Genomic DNA, 19842 nt, shown 5'->3' with positions numbered 1-19842 from the left:
TCAACTTGGCAGCGCAGCGCGGATCAGCGCTGCCGCCTCGGCCGGACTTGCCCCGACTTCCAGCGTGAAGGTCGGCACCGCCTTCACCAGCATCGCGATCGTCGCCATGCGCCTTTTCTGCAGCGACAGCAGGCCGGTCATGCCGGTCCTTACATTGTCGGTTGCCAAAGCCACCATGGCGTCTGTCCTGGCCATCGGCAGCAGCCGGGTCTCGGCGTCTGCCGAGCGTGCAAGGTGCAGGAGCGCTGTGACGGGCCTGGCGCGCACATCCTCGACACGGATGATGTCGCCGAGGCGGTCCAGCGAAACGGATTGCTCGCCCTCGGCGTCCCACTTCTCGCCCAGGCAGGGTGCGACGAAGGGCAGCATCGCCGCCGTGTTGCGGTGGACCTTCACCTTGCGCGGCATGCCCCAGGCCGTGATGCCCTGCGAGCTTGCGTTGAGGATCATCACGTCGTCCGAGCAGAGGCCGAAGCCCCGCGAGGCAAGCGCGAGCGATGTGGTGGACTTGCCCGTGCCGCTCGGCGCGTGGATGAGGACCAGGCCGTCCTTTCCAGGCAAGGTGAGACCCGCAGTGTGCAGCATATGCTGGCCGTCCGCATCGAGTGCTGCATCCAGCACCATCATCAGCAAAGTCCACTTGATCTTGCTGTCGGGATGAAGACGGATTTTGGCTCGGCCCTCGCCGTCGTGGATCGATAGCGTCTGCTGGCCCGGAAAGACGAGATGGAAGACGCTTCCGGCGTCGATCATGCGGCAATGGCCGTCCAGCGGCACGTCGCCGTCGAAAGCCAGCTTTCCTTCGGGGTTCTCGTGCAACTCAAGCGTTTCGACGATGTCGACGCGAAAACCGAGCTGGACAGGCTCGTTCACACGCAGGGCGCCGAGCATCAGGTCGAAGCTCGGCCACAGGTCGGCACGCGCGGCGGTGATGCCTATGACCTGGCCGTTGAGATCATAGCGGAAGGTCTGCTCGCTCAAGCGGCTGGCGCCTTCATGCTGGCCGGGTGGCGGTAGATCTCCACCATGCCGGGCTGGCTGTCGCTCACCACTGGCTTGCCGTCGAGGCAGACCCAGCAATGCGCCGACAGGCGAGGCTCGTGCATCGACCTGGCGTCGACGCCGAAATGCAGCTCTGGATTAAGACCAGCCATGCGCAGAAAGCGGAAGCCGAGCAGACCTTCGCGAAGGCATCTGCGGTCGCGCATCAGCCAGGGGCGTCGCACCGTCCGCTTGACGCGATGGACGATGTAGGTCCAGGGCAAGTCGCGATAGGGTGCGGGCGACTGCAGCGGCGCCAGTTTCAACACGCTTTCGAAATCGCGCCGGCCAACCAGCACCGGCATCAGCCGGGCGCTGAGCCACAAATGGACGCGGAACAGGGCGCGCAGGACCGGTCCGTCGGCCATCACGCGTCCGGGTCGGCGAGAATGCCTTCAGCCACCAGCTCGGCGGCCAATTCGGCCATATCCTGATCGAGCGTTGCCTTGTCGACCTCGAATTCCTCCGACAGCAGATCGACGATCTGGTCGAGCTTGCGCGCGCCGTTCACCTTGTCGAGAAAAGCCTCGGTCGTGTCGTTGCAGGTGTAAAGCTGGCCGCTGCGCGCCAAAAGCACGACCGCGCCATCGCCGACATGCTGCACGGACGCATCGTCCGCCATGCGCAGCACCGTTTCAGAGCCGATTTCAGCCATCCGCCCGCTCCCTTCGCTGAAAGAGCAATTAGCGCGGCGCCGCAAGGCTGTCCATCGCCATGCATGGCGAAGGGGGACGATCGACCCTGCAGGTGTCTGCCCGCTACCAGGCAATATTAGCGAAGTCTTGCCTTGCTTCCCCTGAGTAAGCTATGAGTCCGCCGGGCTTTGGGGAGTGATCTGTATGCGTTACAATTGGGAACGGGCTCCGACGGCGTTCGAGCGCCATCGGAAGGCGCTTGCGGCGGCCATCCTGATCGCCGGCGGCGTCGGGCTGATGCTGGCGGCGCTGCCGCTTTAAGCCGGCTGATATCTCGGACCGTGACGGCGACGCCTCCACCGAAGGCGCCGAACAGAGACGTTTGCCGGCGATGTCGACCAAAATGCAGGAAGACATGGCCGCCACGCGCGGCTTAGTCTATGGCAGGGCGGCAGAACGTTTCTTGGGAGGAAGGCGGATGGCCTCACGCTACCGCGAAGTCTATGAGAGCTGGAAACGCGACCCCATAGGGTTCTGGGCCGAGGCGGCGAAGGGGATCGACTGGTATAGGCCGGCCGAAAAGGTCTTTGATCCGGAAGCCGGCGTTTATGGACGCTGGTTCACCGGCGCCACCTGCAACACCTGCTTCAACGCCATCGACCGCCATGTCGCCGGTGGCCGCGCCGACCAGTTGGCGCTGATCCATGACAGCGCGATCACCGGCACGGTGCGGAAATTCACCTATGCGGAGCTAAAGCGCGAGGTGGTCGCGTTGGCGTCGGTGCTGAGGCATCGCGGCATCGGCAAGGGCGACCGCGTCATCATCTATATGCCGATGGTGGCGGAGGCGGCCGTCGCCATGCTCGCCTGCTCCCGCATCGGCGCCGTGCACTCGGTGGTGTTCGGCGGCTTCGCCTCGCACGAGCTCGCCACCCGCATCGACGACGCCAAGCCGAAGCTGATCATCACCGCCTCCTGCGGCCTGGAGCCAGGCCGCGTCGTCGCCTACAAGCCGCTGCTCGACAAGGCGATTGAGATGTCGAAGCACAAGCCCGACGCCTGCCTCATCCTGCAGCGCGAGCAGCTGCGCTGCGAGATGAAGGACAATTACGACTTCGATTATGCGGACGCGGTGGCGCGCGAACGGGCGGCCGGCGCCAATGTCGACTGTGTGCCGGTATTGGCCACCGACCCGCTCTACATCATCTACACCTCCGGCACGACCGGCCAGCCGAAGGGCATCGTGCGCGACAATGGCGGCCACATGGTCGCGCTGAAATGGACCATGGACAACGAGTTCGGCGTCAAGCCGGGCGAGGTGTTCTGGGCGGCTTCCGATGTCGGCTGGGTGGTCGGCCATTCCTATATCGTCTACGGACCGCTTCTGCATGGCTGCACCAGCGTGCTGTTCGAAGGCAAGCCGATCGGCACGCCGGACGCCGGCACCTACTGGCGGGTGATCTCTGAGCATGGCGTGGTGGCGCTGTTCACCGCGCCGACCGCGTTCCGCGCCATCAAGGGGCAGGATCCCAAGGGCGAGTTCGTGCCGAAATACGACCTGTCGAAGTTCCGCACGCTGTTCCTTGCCGGCGAGCGCGCCGACCCGGAAACGATCAAATGGGCGGAGCAGAAGCTCGACCGTCCCGTCATCGACCATTGGTGGCAGACCGAGACCGGTTCGCCGATGACGATCAATCCGGCGGGGCTCGGGCTTTTGCCGGTGAAATACGGCTCGCCCGGCGTGCCGATGCCGGGCTACGACATTCGCATCCTCGACGATGCCGGCCACGAGGTGGCGCGCGGCACGCTCGGCAATGTCGTGGTCAAGCTGCCGCTGCCCGCCGGCTGCCTGCCGACGCTGTGGAACGCCGACGCCCGTTTCCGCCAGGCTTACCTCGAAGAGTTCCCCGGCTACTACAAGACGGCCGATGCCGGCATGATGGATGAGGACGGCTACCTCTATGTGATGGCCCGCACCGACGACATCATCAACGTCGCCGGCCACCGGCTCTCGACCGGCGCCATGGAAGAGGTGCTGGCGGCCCATCCCGATGTCGCCGAATGCGCGGTCATCGGCATTGCCGATGCCATGAAGGGCCAGGTGCCGCTCGGCTTCGTCGTGCTCAATGCCGGCGTGTCGCGCGATAGCGGCACGATCGAAAGTGAGGTTGTCGGGCTGGTGCGCGAGCGGATCGGCCCGGTTGCGGCCTTCAAGACCGTGGTGACGATCAAGCGGCTGCCCAAGACCCGCTCCGGCAAGATCCTGCGCGGCACGATGCAGAAAATCGCCGACAAGGAGGAATGGACCATGCCGGCGACGATCGACGATCCGGCGATCCTGGACGAGATCACGGCGGCGCTGAAAGGACGCGGCATCGGGGTGTAGTCGCCGGCAGACGATCGCGTTAAGGATCAATTTACCAATTTGTACCGCACTGCAATCGCTTATTGTGCAGCGCAGCAATAAACTTTAAAGTTTGCGTAGGGGGGCCATACCGGAGGCACGGCATGGCCCAGCACAAGACGACATTCGGCGGTGTCGACATACTGCGATTCCCGGCTGCCGTCATGGTGATGTTTCTGTCACTATCTGGCGGCTGTCGCGCTGATGGCATTGTCGCTGCGCCTCGACCTTTCCTGGCCCGGCTGGCGGCGGATCGGGCTGATGACCTCTATCTCATCCATGATGTCGTCGGCGCGGCCATGATCGCGGTAAGCTGGCTGATCGCGACCGAGGCCGAGCCGCGCATCCGGCTGCTCTTGGACCACTCGCTGTTCCGCTATCGGTTGAAGGCCGCCTGACGACGCGACTGCCGATCGCGCGCCGGTGTGGAATTGTTTGCATTCGGCATGATATCGAGGCGCAGATCAGTGCAAGTAGCCGAGCCTCAATCCGTGAATCTTTTCCAACGATCGAGACGCCCTCGACCCGCGCCACGCGAGCGCCTCGTCATGGACATGCGCGACATGGTCGTCTACGCAATCGGCGACGTGCATGGCTGCCACGACGAACTGCGCGCGCTGGAGCAAAAGATCCAGATCGATGCGCAGCGCTTCAGCGGTCGCAAGATCATCATCATGCTGGGCGACTATATCGACCGCGGGCCGCATTCGCGGCGCGTGATCGACCATCTGATGGCGCCGCCGCCGAAGGGCTTCCAGCGCATCTGCCTCGTGGGAAATCATGAAGTCGCGCTGCTCCTCTATCTGGACGGTCATCTCTCGCGCGAAACCTGGCTCGGCTATGGCGGCCGCGAAACCCTGTTCTCCTACGGCGTTGACCCTGACCGGCTGATGAGCCTCTACGGTTCGAGCGAGCAGGCGGATGCGCGCATACGCGAGGCCATTCCAGCCAGCCATGTCGACTTCCTGCGCACGCTGCCGGCGATGGTCTGCTCCGAGCATTTCGTCTTCGTGCATGCCGGCATCCGTCCCGGCGTCGCGCTCGAGGCGCAGGACGAGGGCGATCTGCTCAACATCCGCGAGGAGTTCTTCCAGGCGGCGCACCGTCTCGACCGCTGGGTGGTGCACGGACACACGATCGTGGATGTTCCGTCACTCGACGGACGCCGGCTCGACATCGACACCGGCGCCTTTCAAACGGGACGACTGACGGCGCTCAGGATCGTCGGCAAATACGGCCGGCTGCTGTCTTCGAGGGATTAGGACGGTTCACGCTCCTAGGCTGAACCGCCCCCGATCTCTGTCTTTCCGAACGGAACCACGCCTCAGGCGGCCTGCTTGGGACGCTGCTCCGATTTTTCCAGATAGTAGCTCGAATAGCGGTCGAAGAACCTTTCCGAGCCGCCGAGCGAGCCGTATTTCGCCAGCTTCTTCAGATCGACCTTGTTGAGCACTGCGCCGATCACCTTATTGGCGATATAAGGCTCGGATTCCAGCATCGAGCGCACCATGTTGCGGGGCGTGCGGCCCCATTCGGTGACCAGCACAAAGCCGTCAACCAGCGGTGCGAAGGCCTTGGCGTCGACGACGGGTCCGAGCGGCGGCAGATCGACGATGATGTATTCGAACGTCTCCTTGGCGTTTTCGATGAAGCGCCGCATGCCGGCCGAGCCCAGAAGCTCGCTGGTGTGCGAGAATTGGCCGCGCAGCACGGCGGGAATGATCGCCAGCTTGGTCTGGCGATCGACCTTGCCGACGGACTGCCAGCTCTGGCCGTTGACCACCGCTTCCATCAGGCCCTGCTCGGCCTCCATGCCGAGGCTGCGGCTCAGGCCCGGATTGCGCAGGTCGCCGTCGATGAGCAAGGTCTTGGCACCGTTGGCCGCGAGCAGGCCGGCGAGGTTCGCGGCCACCGTTGACTTGCCTTCCCCAGGCAGCACCGAAATGACGCCGATGACCCGGCTGCTGCGGTCTTCCATCACCACGTCGAAGGCGATCTTGGCGTTACGCAGCGTCTCGGCGAACATCGAGGCCGGGGCGTCGATGCTGACGCGCATGCGCGCCCGCCTCTCAGCCGCGGAGAGGCTGGCCACCTTGCCGTCGGCCGGCAGGTCGTCGGCTTTGGTATCCTTGGCTTTGCCGCCGCCGATCGTCGGCAGATAACCGAGGAATTTCAGGCCGACGCGGTCGCGAACGTCCTCGCCCGTCCTGAAGAAACGCTCGTTGAACTCGTTGAGGCCGCCGAAGCCGGCGCCAAGCATCAGGCCGAGCACCAGCGAGAGCGCCAGCACGCGCAAGGTGCGCGGGCTGGAGGCCGCGAGCGGCATCGTCGCGTCGGAAATGATGCGGACCTTGCCGACCGGGAAGGATTGCTGCTGCGAAGCTTCCTCATAGCGGCTGAGGAAGGTCTGATAGAGCGTGGTGAGCGCCTGTGCCTGCTGATCGAGCTCCTTGAGCTTCACCTGTGACTGGTTGTCGATCGAGCTCTTGCCGGCAGCGGTGGAAATCTTGTCGCGCAAAGCAGTTTCGCGCGCCTGCGCCACCTCGAAATCGTTGCGGTAGCTTTCGGTGAGCTGTTTCAACTGGTCGAAGATCTGCGCCGAGACATCGGCCTTTTCCTTGGCCAGCGCGACCGCTTGCGGGTGATCCTTGCCGAAATTCGTCTCGATGTCCTGCAGACGCTTGGCAATGGCCAGATAGCGGGTCTTGAGCGCGATGATGACCGAGCTGCTCGGCTGGTCGGCGCCGATGGCCGAATCGTTGAAGGCGCTTTCGGAACCGCTCTCGACGATCGCCTTGTATTGCTGATAGCGGGCGCTGGCTCTGGCGGTATCGGCCTGGGCGACGATGAGCTGTGCGTTGAGATCGGCGAGTTGCTTGTCGCTCAGGAGCTGGCCGTCACTGTTGGCAGACAATCCATGTTCGGCCCTGAACTTCTCGACGGCCAGGGCTGCCCGCTGAGAGCTCTCACGCAACTCCGTGAGCCGGCCCTGCAGCCACAAGGCCGCGCGCTCGGTGGCGTCGAAGCTGGCGTTGAGCTGGTCGGCCAGATAGGCGTCGGCGTAGGCCTTGGTGATGGCCGTGGCGAGTGCCGGATCTGTCGACTGATAACCGATGCTGATGACGTTGGCACGGCCGACGCGATCCGCCATCAACCCGGTCTGCAGCATGAGAACCGCGTAATCGTGGGTCGCGGTCTTGATCATGGCTTCGCGCGTCGCGGCGTCGACATTCTCGATACCGGGAAGCTCGTTTGCCGAGCTGCCGCGGAAATAGCCGACAACACTGCGCAGGAACCCCACACCCTTGGCCAAAGCCGACTGCGGCGGGCTCATGAAGTCCGGGTTTTGATCGAGCTTCAGCTTGTCGACCACCACAGACGCCAGCCGTGCGGAGTTGAGAACCTCTATCTGGCTGAGAATCGTCGCGTCCGTTTGTACCGTGGCGCTCGCAGCCGAGATGTCGTCGACGACCTTGTTCAGCCCTTCATCAATCAAAACGCTGGCGACCGCCGTATACTGCTTGGGCGTAGTCTGCAGATAGATGACGCCCAGGCACAGACCGATAATGGCGCAGACCGCCACCACCTTGGCCTGTCGGGCGGCCATGCCAAGCAGACGCTCGATATCGATGAAGTCTTCACCCTTTTCCGGATCGGTGCTGGGCAACGGCATCCTCTTGTCGAGGGGGAAGGTGGCATAGTTCATTTTCGGTCCAATTCCAGGTTGCAGGCGCTATCGGCCTTGGTAGATCGGCGTCGTGACCAGAAAAGACCGCGCAACGTTGCTGCCAGGATGCGCCGGGCCGGAAGGCCCGGGCGCTGGTGTGGCTGTCGCGCCATCGCGAAACCGCATATGCACCCGAAAGATGGGCATTATGCGGCCACTTCCCGGCGCTCATGCGACCGGACAAATTGCTGCAGCATCTCGAAGACAGGGCCCTTCATGTCGTCGCGTGCCAGGGCGAAGGCGATGGTGGCCTCGATGAAGCCCTCCTTGGAGCCGCAGTCGAACATGCGGCCGTCGAAAGGCCGGGCGTAGAAAGACTGGCTTTGGGCCAGCCGCACCATGGCGTCGGTGAGCTGGATTTCATTGCCGGCGCCGCGCTGCTGATTGCCGAGCAGGGCAAAGATCTCCGGCTGCAGAACGTAGCGACCATTGATGTAGAAATTCGACGGCGCATTGGCCGGCGCGGGTTTTTCGACCATCGCCGTCACTTCGAAGCCGGATGCCACGTCGGCGCCGCGGCCGACAATGCCGTATTTGCTGGTTTCGGCCGGGTCGCAGCGCTCGACGGCGATCACATTGCCGCCGGTCCGCTGATAGAGATCGACCGTCTCGGCGAGGCAGCCGCGCGCGCCGAAGGACACCATGTCGGGAAGCAGCAGCGCGAAAGGCTCATTGCCGATCACCTCGCGCGCGCACCATACGGCGTGGCCGAGGCCCTGCGGCGACTGCTGACGGATGAAGGAGGTGGCGCCGGCCTCCGGCAGCAGGCTTTCCAGCGCTTCGAGCTGCGCTTTCTTGCCGGTCTGCTCCAGCGTGCCGATCAGTTCAGGATGCAGGTCGAAATAGTCCTCGATGACCGCCTTGTTGCGGCCGGTGACGAAGACGATGTGCTCGATGCCGGCCTCGAACGCCTCGTCGACGGCATATTGCACGACAGGCTTGTCGACGACGGGCAGCATCTCCTTCGGCATCGACTTGGTCGCCGGCAGGAACCGCGTTCCGAGCCCCGCCACCGGGATGACTGCCTTCCTGACTTTCTGCATCTGCTCTTCCTTCTGAGAGAAAAGATTTCTACCTGTCGCCGGCTATCAAATCGCCCGCATGCTTCATCTCCCCACCCCCACGGCGAACTTGCGCCGCAAGCCTTCTGAGCCGAACCCCGATCGGCATCGACATATGCCCGATGGCGGCCGGATCCCTGAGCGCCGCGCCGATCGCCTTGAGCGGGGCGCGTGCCTTGATGTGCTGAACCAGGGACAGGAACGACGCCGCCTTGCGCAGGCTGCGGCCACGCTTGGCGAAAGCCGCCTTTGCGTCGCTGTCCATGGGATATGCCGCCGCGAACCTGGCATCGGCGCGCGTCATCGCCTCGACGTGATGCAGTTCGAGCACGCGCGAGATCGAGCCGGTGCGGATGTGGTAGGCATAACCGACGGTCGGCTCGACCACGCAACGGCCGCCGCTGGCCAGCGCGCTTGCGAGCAGAATGTAGTCCTCGCCGATGCGCAGCTTCTCGTCGTAGCGCAGCTTGTTGTCGTCGAGGAACCGGCGCTGGAAGATCGGCTTGAGATAGCCGAAATTGAAGCGCGATTCGAAGACCAGATTGCCGGCGATGTAGTCGGCCAACGAGATTTCGCGCAAGCCTTCGAGATAGCCGGCCGGGAACATGGTGTCATCGGGCGTGCCGTCCTCGCGCACGATCTGCACATTGTCGACCGCAATCTGGGCGCCCGCCGCTTCGGCGCGGGAGATCATCGTGGCCAGGCGGCCGGGAAGGACCGCGTCGTCGGAATCGAGCACCGCCACCCAGCGGCCGCGCGCCAGGTCGAGGCCGGCATTGCGGGCGCCGCCCGGACCGCGATTGGCGGGCAGCGCCACCACCTTGACGACATCTTGCGGATAAGCACGCGCCACATCCAGCGTGCCGTCGCTCGACTGGTCGTCGACGACGATGACCTCGACGGTCACGCCGAGTTGCGCGATCGCGCCGGCGATGGCGCGGTCGAGAGTCGCCTCGGCGTTGTAGGCGGCGATGACGAAGCTGACGTCAGGCTGCACGCTTGTTCCCTTGTTCTGGCGACGTGAGGCCGTATTGGCGGATTTCACGGACGCCGACCAAACCGCTGACGACACCAACGTGCATAATGCCGCGCAGCACGCTGCGGTTCCGCTGCACCGGGCTGATGGCGGTCAAAATAGCCATACCGAAGCAGTAGGCAGCCTTGGCCGAAGCGAGCCCGACCTGACCGGCGCGACGCAACCCGCCGGCGCCGTGTCCTATCAGGTGGCCATGCGTCTGGCCGAAGCGGAAGCGGCGGCGGCGCAGCCAGTCGAACGCGGCCCTGGCACGCGGCACGACCTCGTCGACGAAGGCTTGCGGAGCAAAGGCGATGCGGCCGCCGGCCTTGACCATAGCATCGAAGAACTCGGTGTCCTCGCCGCCGGTCTGGCCGCGCGCCAGGCTGAAGCGCCGGCCGCGAAGGCTCGCGTCGGCCATTTTGAGCAAGACGTTGCAGGTGTAGCCGGTACGGATCTCGCCGCGCACCCAGACCGGCAAGGTGGAATGGAAGTCGCCCTTCTGCATCCAGTCCGGCGCGTCGGGGCGGTAATGCGCCCGCACCGGACCGAGGACCGCCGCAGCGCCCGTGGCATCGGCCGCCGCCATCAATTCGACCAGCCAGCGGGGCGACGCCGTCTCGTCGTCATCGATGAAGGCAACGAAGTCCGACACGCTGGCGTCGAGACAGGCGTTGCGGGCAATCGAGATGTTGCGCGCCGGCGCGTGACGATAGCGGACCGGCAGCTTCAATTCCTCGGCCAATGCTTTCACCAGCTTCTGCGCGCCGGGCTCATCGTCATTGTCGGCAACGACGATGCCAATCTCGGCTCCCGCCGGCTTCTCCAGCGCGGCGACGGAGCGCAGCGTGTCGGCCAGCTCCGGCCGACGGAAAGTGCAGATGCAGATGTCGATCGAGCGCCCGGTCATCACGCCACCTTGCGCTGCAATCGAGACGCCAGAAGCTGCTGCCAGAAACCGGCCGACCAGCCGAAATGCATGACCATCGCCGAGACGCCGGCGAGCGCTATGCCTGCGTTGCGCTGGCGTATCGCCGTCACCAGGCCGTAACCGAGGCACACCGCCGCCCATAAGAGGAACGGCAGCGCCGCCAGCCAGTGGACGAAGGAAAACAGGGCGAGCAGCACCACGGGCGCAACCAGCAGCGGAATCATCTGCCGAACCTTCGGCACCATGCGGTGCTTCAGCACGTTCCTGGCGCGACCGCGACCATAGCCGAGATACTGGAAATAGAGACTCTTCAACGTCGAGCGCGGATAGTAGACCATCTGTGTCCTGCCGCTCATCCAGATGCGGTAGCCCGCCTGGCGGAGCCGGTAGTCGAGCTCGGCGTCCTCATTGTGGCTGAAGCTCTCGTCGTAACCGCCGACATGCCTGAAGGCGGCGATGCGCATCAGCGCGTGGTGGCCGTGGTCGACCCATTCGCCTTCGGACATGTGCCGGTGCTTCGAGCCGCCGGTGCCGAGCTTGGAATTCTGCGCCGCCGCGACCGCCTTCTGCACGGCCCCGGTGCCGGCGGTCAGCATCGAAACGACGACCGAATCAGCGCCGGTGGCGAGGGCTTCCTCCACCAGCCGGTCGCAGTAGTCGTCCGGATAGCCGCCATGCGCGTCGATGCGGATGAGGTAGTCGACGCCTTCGCCAAGGGCGGCCACCGCGAGATTGATGGCGGCGCTCTGGAGGCGCTTCGGATTGGCGAGCAGGATAACCCGGGGATCCTTCGCCACGATTTTTTCGACGATGGCTTGCGTGCCGTCGGTGCTGCCGCCGTCGGCGACGACGATGCGGCCGCCGAGCCGGGCCGCCGCGGGCCGCAATTGGTCGAGCAGGCCGCCGATATGGGCGGCCTCGTTGAGGCAGGGAATGACGATCAGGATCGATGAGGCGGACTGCGCCATCGGTTTTTGTTCGCCCTGTTGCGCCATCACGCGGCCGCCTGTGTCGCAAAAGCCGAAGGCATGGCGGCGAGGCCGCGCAGCTTGTCGACGAAGGCCGCGCAGTCGCTGCGGTCGTAGCTCCAGGTCTTCGGATTGCGCGCCGACACGCGCGACCTCAGGCCGCGATATTCATCTTGATCCATCCGGCTCAGCATCGCCTCGAGGCTTTCGGGCGTCGCTTCCGGCAGGAGCACGCCGATATCCCGCTGCTTCAGGAACCTGCCGGTTTCGGTGTCCGCCATGGAGATCGGCACGGCGCCGAAGCGGCAGCCTTCATAGAGGCGGTTGGGAAGCAGCCATTCGGAATTCTGGCCGGCCTCGAAAAAATCGATCGCCCAGGAGAAATGCACCTCACCGTAGATGGCTGCCATGTCCTCCGGATTGCGGTAGGGGCCGCGGAAGGAAAGCCACGGCTCGGCCTCGACGAAACCGTGAAAGTCCGGAAATTCGGACAGCGCCGGACGGCCCCTGAGCACGACTTCGAAACGGCCCGCCTGCCGGCGGGTGAAATCGGCCAGCAGCTCCAGCGAGCGGCGGCAGCGCAGCGCGCCGAACCAGCCGATACGCCAGGGCGGCGGCAACGGGCTGTCGTCCTCGACAGAATGCGCGGCGACGACGGATGCTGCCTCGAAATATTTGTTCTCTATCAGCTCGACAGGTGCGACGATCTGCCCGAAAGGCTCGAAGTAATTGGCGATGAAGGCCGGCGAGCTCGTCACCAGAAGCTTCACGTCGCGCGCGAGATGGCGTTCGGCGCCACGCAGCGTCCTGCCGACGAAGTCGTCGCGCAGCACCAGGCGGTGGATATCGAGGCATTCATAGACGATCGGCACGCTCGCCCCGAGCGCGCCGTTGGCGCGGCGGGCCAGCGCCAGCATTTCGAGGTTGCGCGCGATGATGAGATCAGGCTTGGGCACGGCGCCCAGCTTCGCGCCGATCGATATGGCTGCCTTGGCGACAGCGCCGATGCGCTGCGCGAATCGGCCGTCGCGCGTCGCGCCAAGGTCGACAGGCTCGATGCCTTCGATCTCGGCGACCGGGCTGGTGGTGCGGCGGAAGCCCGCCAGTGTAACCCTGGCGCCGCCTGCCTTGAGCATCTGTATTCTCCGGCGCACCGCCGGGTCGGATACGTCATGCACAAGGTACAAGACATGCAGCATGTAACTCGACCGCTGTTGGGCCCACCCATCGGGGATGCTAGTACAGCTTTTGCTGCATCGCAACAATTTTGGTGCGGCGTAGCAAGCGCCCGCACATTTTTTGTTGCACTGCAAAAATCATAAGCTACTCTCAGCCTGCTTGGCGTCGATCCGGATTTCGCGTTGGCTATCAGCGCGGAGCAGCACGCCAGATCGCGACGCGGATCGCGTGGCAGCACTCCGGCAAACATGCCGTTTAACCGCTGTGGCCTGGCCACGGACGCGAAACGAGGTTCCCCATGAAAGTCGTGATCGAAAACACAGTGTGTCTGAACACTGGCGATGCCGCGATCCTTTTGGCTATCCGCCATATTCTCAGATCGATCGTCGGCGGCGATGTGCAGTTCCTGGTTTTCGACAGTCAGCCCGACGTCGCGGCCAGGCTTTACCCGAAGAAAGATTACCCGGATCTCGAATTCCACAAGCTGCTGTCGGAATCCCTGTTCAGGGATCAGCATGGCGGCGGGATAAAGGGCCGGCTCAAGTCGATCTACAATCGGGGAGTCTTGCGCGCCTTGCGCCGCTTTGCCCAAAACGGCGCCAGCAGCGTGTTCTTCAGCAGAAGCGACCGCCACGGCCTTGAGGCCTATGCGAGCGCCGACCTGGTGGTCACGACAGGCGGAACCTATCTCGTCGAGAACTACGATCTTGAAAAGCGGCTCAATCAATTCCGCATCGATGCGATCTTGGGCAAGGACCCGATCTTCTTCACGCAATCGCTCGGCCCGTTCAAGAAAAGCTACAATCGCCAGGAGCTAGGTCCGATCTTCGATCGGGCTCCGCTCATCCTGCTGCGTGACGAGCGATCCAGAAATCACATACTGGATCTGGTGAAAGACCCCGGCAAATGCCATGTGGTCGCCGATGCCGTCTTTGCCCTGGCTGATACCGACAGGATCAAGAAACATCTCGGCAGCGCACCGGCGCCGACGGGCCGTGTCGCTATTTCCGTCCGCCACTGGAGCTTCGTCAGCGACGGTGAGGATGGCATGCGCCGCTATCTCGATTCGATCCGGGAGATCGCCACAATTCTTGTCAGGGACCACGGCAAGCAGGTGACCTTCATCTCAACCTGCCAGGGTGTGCCGGAATATGCCCATGACGACGCCAGGACTGCGCGGGCGATCGTGGCCGAACTCGATCCGGAAATCGCCGAACACGTCAATGTCGACGCCGCATTTCATACGCCCGACCAATTGATGGCGCTGGTGAAGGATTGCGACTTCGTCGTCGCCACGCGCATGCATATGATGATCATGTCGCTTTGCGTCGGCACACCGGTGCTGCCGATCGCCTATGAATTCAAAACCAAGGAAGTCGCCAAGCGCATCGGTGTCGACGACCTTCTGCTCGACATTGATACCGTAACGCCGTCGGAAGCAGCCGAAAAACTCGGCAGATTCAACGCCAGTCTTGACCACTATCGCCGGGCGAGCCTCGAGGCCGTGCTGGAAGAGCATGCGTCGGCAATGTCGGCAACCAGGCCGTTGTCCTCCTTGATAGGCAACCGCTCACCCAATGTTGCTGGCGACGTTGGCAAGAGTGGCGAACAACGCCTTGCGCGACTGCGGAACAGCAAGCATGAGGGCCAAGGCGAACCCGTAGTTTAGGACGACCGCCACAAGGATCGTGAGCAGGTCCGACTGATTGGTCAGCAACGCCGGCAGCGACAGATATGAGAGCCAGGCGAGCAGGGACGAGACGATGAAGAGCCCCTGTATACCCAGAAAATCGCCGGCGGTCACCGGGCCGACACGATGGATGAGGGCGGCAAGCACCGGGATACGCAGCACGTAGCCGCTGATGGCATAGGCCGCCGCGACGCCGATGGCACCCCAATGCAGGCCGACGATGAAGGAGGCGACGGTCGTCAAAGACGAATAGATGCCCCAATGAAACATCGTCTTCGTCTTGCCCTGGCAGATGAATATCCACCCCGTGGTGCTCGATACGGACTGCATCAGGCCGGCGATGCCCAGCCAGGCGAAAATCGGCGCCACGGCCATCCAACGCTCGCCGAAGAGAAGCCTGACCACCTGCTCCGAAGTCAGTGTCAAAGTCGCAATGCCGGGCATGGTGATGACGGCCAGCAGCCAGTTTGTCCGGACATAGATGTCTCGAAATCGTTGCTTGTCCTCATGGATGCGGCTGAGCAGCGGCACCATGATACGCGTCAGCGGCTGGTTGATGTTCTGCAGCGGAAACAGCAGAAGCTTGTAGGCGCGATCATAGTAGCCCAGCTCGACCGCGCCGGAATATTTTCCGATGAGGATGTTGTCGAGGTTGCGAGACAGAAAATTGACAAGGTTGAAGCCCGTAAGGTTCGCCCCGAACCTGAATATGTCGGCGTCGACCTTCAGATTCGGCCAAGACGGCGTCCAGCGCGTCACCAACCAGCCGGCAACCAGCGCTACGACAGCTGACACAGCTGGACCCAAAACCAGAGACCAATAGCCAAGCCCTAAATACGCCGCGGTTGCGGTGGCGAGCAGCCCTACGGCCGCGGTGATTGCGTCGTTGAACGCAAGCTGGCCGAATTGCAGATGGCGGTTCATCAGGGCAAGCGGCACCGCGGCAAGACTGCCAAAAAGCAGCGGCACGGCGGAAGCAAGTGTTATCCCCCACATTCGCTGATCGCCGTAGAAAGCGGCAATGGCGGGGGCCAGGCAAGCCACGACCGCCCCGGCGCACAGGCCGACAACCGCGCTCAGCCAGAAGACTTGGTTGAGTTGCCGTTGATCGATCTCCTTGCGCTGGATGACCGCCTGCTGGAGGCCCAGATCCTGAAGCAGGCCGACGAAGGCCACGATCGGCCCCACGGAAGCCACCAGACCGAAATCCTCGGGGACGAGCAGCCGGGCAAGGATGACGACCGAAAGGAACTGGATCGCTATCTTGAAGCCTTGCGCGCCGGCCGTGACCAGCCCGCCGCGCAGGGCAACGCGACCAAATTGCGGGGGCGGCGGATTGGCATTCATGTGACGGATCCGGTCTCCCCTAGCCCCGCGACGATCTGCGCAAAGCGTTCATTCAAGCTATCGGCATTGAAATCCGCCTCGACCTTCCTTCGAGCGGCAAGCGCTATCGGCTCGCACAGGCCCGGGTTCTCGGCGATCCAGGTGAGTTTGCCGGCAAGCGCGGCGACGTCCCGTTCGGGCACGAGGAAGCCTGTCTTGCGATCCTCGATCAGCTCCGGAATCCCCGAATGGTAGGTGCTGACAGCGATCAAGCCGCCGGCCATCGCCTCCATGAGCGCAACCGGTATTCCTTCCAGATCGCCGTCTCGCCCGGCGACGCTTGGCAGCAGGAAGACATGGGCGTCGCGCAGGCGCTGCTTCACCTCGCCGTGCGGACGCGGTCCGAGGAAGGTCACCCTGTCGGCAATGCCGAGGTCGACGGCTGTAAGCTTCAATTCCTCCAGCAATTCCCCGCCGCCGATCACCGAATAGGTCCAATCGCGGTGCGGCAGGCTAGCGAGGGCGCGAAGCGCATATTCGGTCCCCTTTTTCTCGGTCAGCCGGCAGACCGAGATGAAAGACAGCGTACGTCCCTGCCAGGAACGCCAGCGATATTCGATCTCGCTTGGGCGAATGCCCATGTGGTGAACCGCGACTTGTGCCGGCGCGGCACCGGCATCGATCAGGGCCTGACGGAAGAATGCGTTCACAGGGAGCTGGAGAGCCCCTTGTTCGAAAACGGGCCTGTACTGGTCCAGGGTGCCGTCATGCAACGGCCTGCCGACATCGGTGCCATGGAATATGGTCACCAAAGGCGCGGAAATCCTGCGCCGCTTCAAGACGCGGGCGACGCGCAGGCCGTTATGGCCAAAATGCGCCACGATCACATCGACGTTTCGCAGCTTTTGTGCGTTGGCCAGGTCGATAAAGGTCGAAAGCTTGTCCCAAAATCTGCCGGACCATTTCCGGAGCAGTGAGCGGTAGCGATTCAGGCCACCCCACCAGGAAACGACAGGGCCGGGCAATGTCTGCCAACGTGCATCGTCCACATTGCTATCCTTGCCAAAAGCCATCTCGTTGCAGACGACGCTGACTTTCATTCCCCTTTCAAGGCATCCGGCAATCTGATCGAGCACGAATGTCTCAGACAAAGTGGGAAATTTATCGACTACGAAGCAAATCCTCATCGGCAGGATGTTCTCGCCCAAATCAGGCTGGAAACGTCGCCGGCAGGGCCTGACGCATGCGGCATGAACTTTGACTCCTGTCGGCGCAACCTATTGCAGGTTCTGCCGCATCGCAACATTTTTGGTGCAGTGCAGCAAACGGTTCCCCCTCCTTGCTTGCAAGCTACGCAGCGTGGCGGACGCCCTGCCGAGCCGCTCTTTCGAGCAGATCGAGAAACACCACCAATTGCCGCGCGGGATCGAGCTCCGGGCGCTTGGAGAAGGCCAGAGCCGAGGCCGAAAGCCGCTCGTATTCCTGGCGATCATTCCACAGGCGCGTCACCGCCGACGCCCAGTCGGTAAGCGGGGCGTCGTAGTCGAGCACCACGCCGCCGGGACCGATGGCTTCGGGCAGGCCGCCGCGCCTCGAGCCCACGACAGGGATGCCGCTGCAATGCGCCTCGGACGCGACGCGGCCCCAGGCTTCCTCCCATTTGCTCGGGGCAAGCAGGATCCTGGTGCGGCCATAGACCGTCTTCATGTCGTCGGTGCGGTTTTCCAGCGTGACGTTCGAGAGCGGCGCGATGGTCTTTTCGATGCGGGCACGATGCTCGTCCTCCAGTTTCCAGCTCTCCACGAACAGGAAGGGAATCTCCGGGCAGGCGGCCGCAATCCTCACCGCCAGATCGAACCCCTTCTCCTCATAGGGATTGATCATGGTGACGAATTCGCCGGTCGTATGCGTGCAGTAGAGCGCGTCGTTGATGGTCGGCGGAAGAACGGTGGACTCGATGCCGAATTTTTCCTTGTAGGTGCGCGCCGTGAATTCCGAATTGGCGATGTACAAAGCCGAATTGAGTTCGCGCGGATCGCCGGCGAGCTCGTGAAATTCGACATTATGCAGATAGACGACCAGCGGCACGCCTTCGGCAAGAAGCGCCTTTCCGAGCAGGACGGATTTGTGGCACTGCACGACCGCGACGTCCGGTGTGGTCTTCTCGACGGCGAAGCCGGCCGCCTCCCAGGGGAACCAGGCGCGCATCACCGGGTAGCCGGGGAAATTGTCGACAACCGCGGGCTGCCGCAGCAGCTTCATCTTGGCACGCGCCTTGAGGCCGAACATGCCGTCGCCGAACAGCGAGGCGAGGACCGACGCCTGATGGCCGTGCTCGATCAGCTGTTCGACCAGGTGATGCGTGTTGGATTGCACGCCGCCGGTGAACTCGGGAATGTACCCGTTGCCGCTTGCAAAAAGCACTTTCATCGTTCTGCTCCTAATTCGGCCCGGGCGAGTATCCGAAAGCCACGGCTCATCAGCTTGCGCCGCGCGCCAAGGAAAGCTTCGACGTCATCGCCCGACACAGCCGGCCGAGCGAAGCGGAAAGCGACAGCGCCGAATACTCCCGCAACAATTTCGAAGCCGGGATCACCTTTCCCGCCTTCAGGTCCCGCGCCAGATAATGCGGGAAGGAATGCATGTATTCCCTGACGATGTCGGCCTTCAGCGGTCCCGACCTCCAGGCCTTCACCGCCGAGACGAATTCGTCGGCCGGGGCGGATGCCAAACCTGTATCGTAGGCTTCGAACGTACGCCGCACGATGGCGCGTTCCTTGTCGCTGAGCGACGTCTTTCCGGCTCGTTCGGCAAGCAGGGCGTAGCGGCGGATGTCCTCGGCCGCGTGATGCCACAAACCCTTCCTGGCCATGATGCTCGATCGCTGCAGCAGCGCCTGCATCTCGAGATCGGCCGTCCTCGGCAAGGCTTGCTCCGAGCGATCGAGATACTCATGCAGATCGACCGACTTGTAGACCTCTTCCATGATCGCCCGGTCGTACGCGCCCCAGGCCTTGATCCGGTCGGTGTAGGAAATGACCACCTTGGTGCTGCCGCGGACCATGTCGTGCTGGCGCTGGAAGAACATCAAGCCGTCGACCCTGACGCCCTTAAACCGGCGCGCAAGCCTCAACATCATCTCGTAGTCCTGCGACCGGACCAGGGTCTCGTTGAAGCCACCCACCTCGTCGTAGCATTTGCGGCGCACCAGGAGACCCGGCTGGTGGACGTGACAATATTCGAGATGCGACGGGAAGAAATTGTCCTGGCTGACATGGCCGAAGGCGACGATCTCGTAATCCTGCTCCTCGATCTGGGCCGAACGCTGGAAACGCGCATATTCGCCGAATGCGAAATCGGCGGCCGGCTCGCGCTCGAAGGCGGCGAGAAACCGCTCAAGCGCCGTCGGGTGCGCGACATCGTCGTCATCGAATATCCAGACGAAATCTCCTGTGCAGCGCTTCAGGGCAAAATTCAGCGCCGTCGATTTCCCGCCATTCTCTTTGCGGTGGTATTCCACCGGCGCCGGGAAAGAGGCCGCCACCGCGCCGGTATCGTCCGTCGAGCCGTCGTCCACGATCAGGATCTGATCCGGCACCACGGTCTGCCGCAGCAGGCTGCCGATGGATTCGGGCAGGAATTTTTGCCGGTTGAAGGTGGGGACGATGACGGTGACCGTCGGTTTGCGCTGCGCAGCCATTGATGACCTCATACTATTGCCGATGCTCCGTTCGCCGGCATGAATCCACAGCCATGGCGACGGCCATTGTCCTTGAGGCAATCAGCTGTCATGCCGCCATCCTGCCGATCGAGAAGTATTCGATGCCGTAGCGCGCGATCACCTTGGGATCGTAGAGATTGCGGC

The 19842-nt window shown here is 63.3% G+C and carries 17 protein-coding genes; 4 read left to right on the top strand and 13 right to left on the bottom strand.

Annotated elements, in window-relative coordinates:
• The 3 genes from LB525_RS14350 to LB525_RS14340 are packed head-to-tail and all read right to left on the bottom strand — an operon-like array spanning nt 1 to nt 1696.
• Complete coding sequence (locus LB525_RS14350; protein ID WP_224545097.1) at nt 1–981, bottom strand: serine kinase; 981 nt, start codon at nt 979–981, stop codon at nt 1–3.
• A complete protein-coding gene (locus LB525_RS14345; protein ID WP_224527064.1) occupies nt 978–1409 on the bottom strand; it encodes a lasso peptide biosynthesis B2 protein in 432 nt (143 codons plus the stop codon). The genes LB525_RS14350 and LB525_RS14345 overlap by 4 nt, the downstream gene beginning before the upstream one ends.
• A complete protein-coding gene (locus LB525_RS14340; RefSeq protein ID WP_095766141.1) occupies nt 1409–1696 on the bottom strand; it encodes a PqqD family protein in 288 nt (95 codons plus the stop codon). Before LB525_RS14340 ends, LB525_RS14345 begins: the two co-directional genes overlap by 1 nt.
• Nucleotides 1697–2154: 458 nt before the next feature.
• Between LB525_RS14340 and LB525_RS14335 the strand changes: the two genes are divergently transcribed.
• From LB525_RS14335 to LB525_RS14325, 3 genes are all read left to right on the top strand, one after another.
• A complete protein-coding gene (locus LB525_RS14335) occupies nt 2155–4062 on the top strand; it encodes a propionyl-CoA synthetase (protein ID WP_224545096.1) in 1908 nt (635 codons plus the stop codon).
• A gap of 122 nt (nt 4063–4184) precedes the next feature.
• Nucleotides 4185–4478 carry a hypothetical protein gene (locus LB525_RS14330; RefSeq protein ID WP_224545095.1) on the top strand — a complete coding sequence of 98 codons (294 nt, stop codon included), beginning with the start codon at nt 4185–4187 and terminating at the stop codon, nt 4476–4478.
• 150 nt (nt 4479–4628) lie between these two features.
• Complete coding sequence (locus tag LB525_RS14325) at nt 4629–5342, top strand: metallophosphoesterase (protein ID WP_224545094.1); 714 nt, start codon at nt 4629–4631, stop codon at nt 5340–5342.
• Between the two features lie 62 nt (nt 5343–5404).
• On the opposite strand, the gene LB525_RS14320 is transcribed toward LB525_RS14325, so the two are convergent.
• The 6 genes from LB525_RS14320 to LB525_RS14295 all read right to left on the bottom strand — a co-directional run bounded on the left by LB525_RS14320 (nt 5405) and on the right by LB525_RS14295 (nt 12981).
• The gene (locus LB525_RS14320) at nt 5405–7786 is read right to left on the bottom strand and encodes a polysaccharide biosynthesis tyrosine autokinase (protein ID WP_224545093.1); all 2382 of its coding nucleotides are present in this window, start codon (nt 7784–7786) and stop codon (nt 5405–5407) included.
• 167 nt (nt 7787–7953) lie between these two features.
• Entirely contained in the window at nt 7954–8850 is an 897-nt protein-coding gene (gene galU, locus LB525_RS14315; RefSeq protein WP_095766145.1) for a UTP--glucose-1-phosphate uridylyltransferase GalU, read from the bottom strand.
• Between the two features lie 28 nt (nt 8851–8878).
• Nucleotides 8879–9865 (bottom strand): glycosyltransferase family 2 protein, encoded by a 987-nt coding sequence (locus LB525_RS14310; RefSeq protein WP_224545092.1) that lies wholly within the window; start codon nt 9863–9865, stop codon nt 8879–8881.
• Complete coding sequence (locus LB525_RS14305) at nt 9855–10793, bottom strand: glycosyltransferase (protein ID WP_224545091.1); 939 nt, start codon at nt 10791–10793, stop codon at nt 9855–9857. The genes LB525_RS14310 and LB525_RS14305 overlap by 11 nt, the downstream gene beginning before the upstream one ends.
• Nucleotides 10793–11782 carry a glycosyltransferase family 2 protein gene (locus LB525_RS14300; protein ID WP_224545237.1) on the bottom strand — a complete coding sequence of 330 codons (990 nt, stop codon included), beginning with the start codon at nt 11780–11782 and terminating at the stop codon, nt 10793–10795. The genes LB525_RS14305 and LB525_RS14300 overlap by 1 nt, the downstream gene beginning before the upstream one ends.
• Before the next feature lie 26 nt (nt 11783–11808).
• Complete coding sequence (locus LB525_RS14295) at nt 11809–12981, bottom strand: glycosyl transferase family 1 (RefSeq protein ID WP_224545090.1); 1173 nt, start codon at nt 12979–12981, stop codon at nt 11809–11811.
• 278 nt (nt 12982–13259) lie between these two features.
• Here LB525_RS14295 and LB525_RS14290 point away from each other — a divergent pair, with 278 nt between their 5' ends.
• Entirely contained in the window at nt 13260–14630 is a 1371-nt protein-coding gene (locus LB525_RS14290; RefSeq protein ID WP_224545089.1) for a polysaccharide pyruvyl transferase family protein, read from the top strand.
• On the opposite strand, the gene LB525_RS14285 is transcribed toward LB525_RS14290, so the two are convergent.
• From LB525_RS14285 to LB525_RS14270, 4 genes are all read right to left on the bottom strand, one after another.
• Nucleotides 14532–15998, bottom strand: a complete 1467-nt coding sequence (locus LB525_RS14285) for a lipopolysaccharide biosynthesis protein (RefSeq protein WP_140845620.1) — start codon at nt 15996–15998, stop codon at nt 14532–14534. The genes LB525_RS14290 and LB525_RS14285 overlap by 99 nt on opposite strands.
• On the bottom strand, nt 15995–17185 hold the full coding sequence (locus tag LB525_RS14280) for a glycosyltransferase (RefSeq protein ID WP_224545088.1): 1191 nt from the start codon (nt 17183–17185) through the stop codon (nt 15995–15997). The genes LB525_RS14285 and LB525_RS14280 overlap by 4 nt, the downstream gene beginning before the upstream one ends.
• A 142-nt stretch (nt 17186–17327) precedes the next feature.
• Nucleotides 17328–18407: a glycosyltransferase gene (locus LB525_RS14275; RefSeq protein WP_140845618.1), complete on the bottom strand. Its 1080-nt coding sequence runs from the start codon at nt 18405–18407 to the stop codon at nt 17328–17330.
• Nucleotides 18408–18456: 49 nt separating this feature from the next.
• Complete coding sequence (locus LB525_RS14270; RefSeq protein WP_224545087.1) at nt 18457–19677, bottom strand: glycosyltransferase family 2 protein; 1221 nt, start codon at nt 19675–19677, stop codon at nt 18457–18459.
• Nucleotides 19678–19842: the final 165 nt, after the last annotated feature.

Origin of the sequence: Mesorhizobium sp. CA16 (assembly GCF_020165175.1) — a bacterium.
Classification (GTDB): Bacteria; Pseudomonadota; Alphaproteobacteria; order Rhizobiales; family Rhizobiaceae; genus Mesorhizobium.
This window is presented reverse-complemented; position numbering and strand designations above follow the sequence as displayed.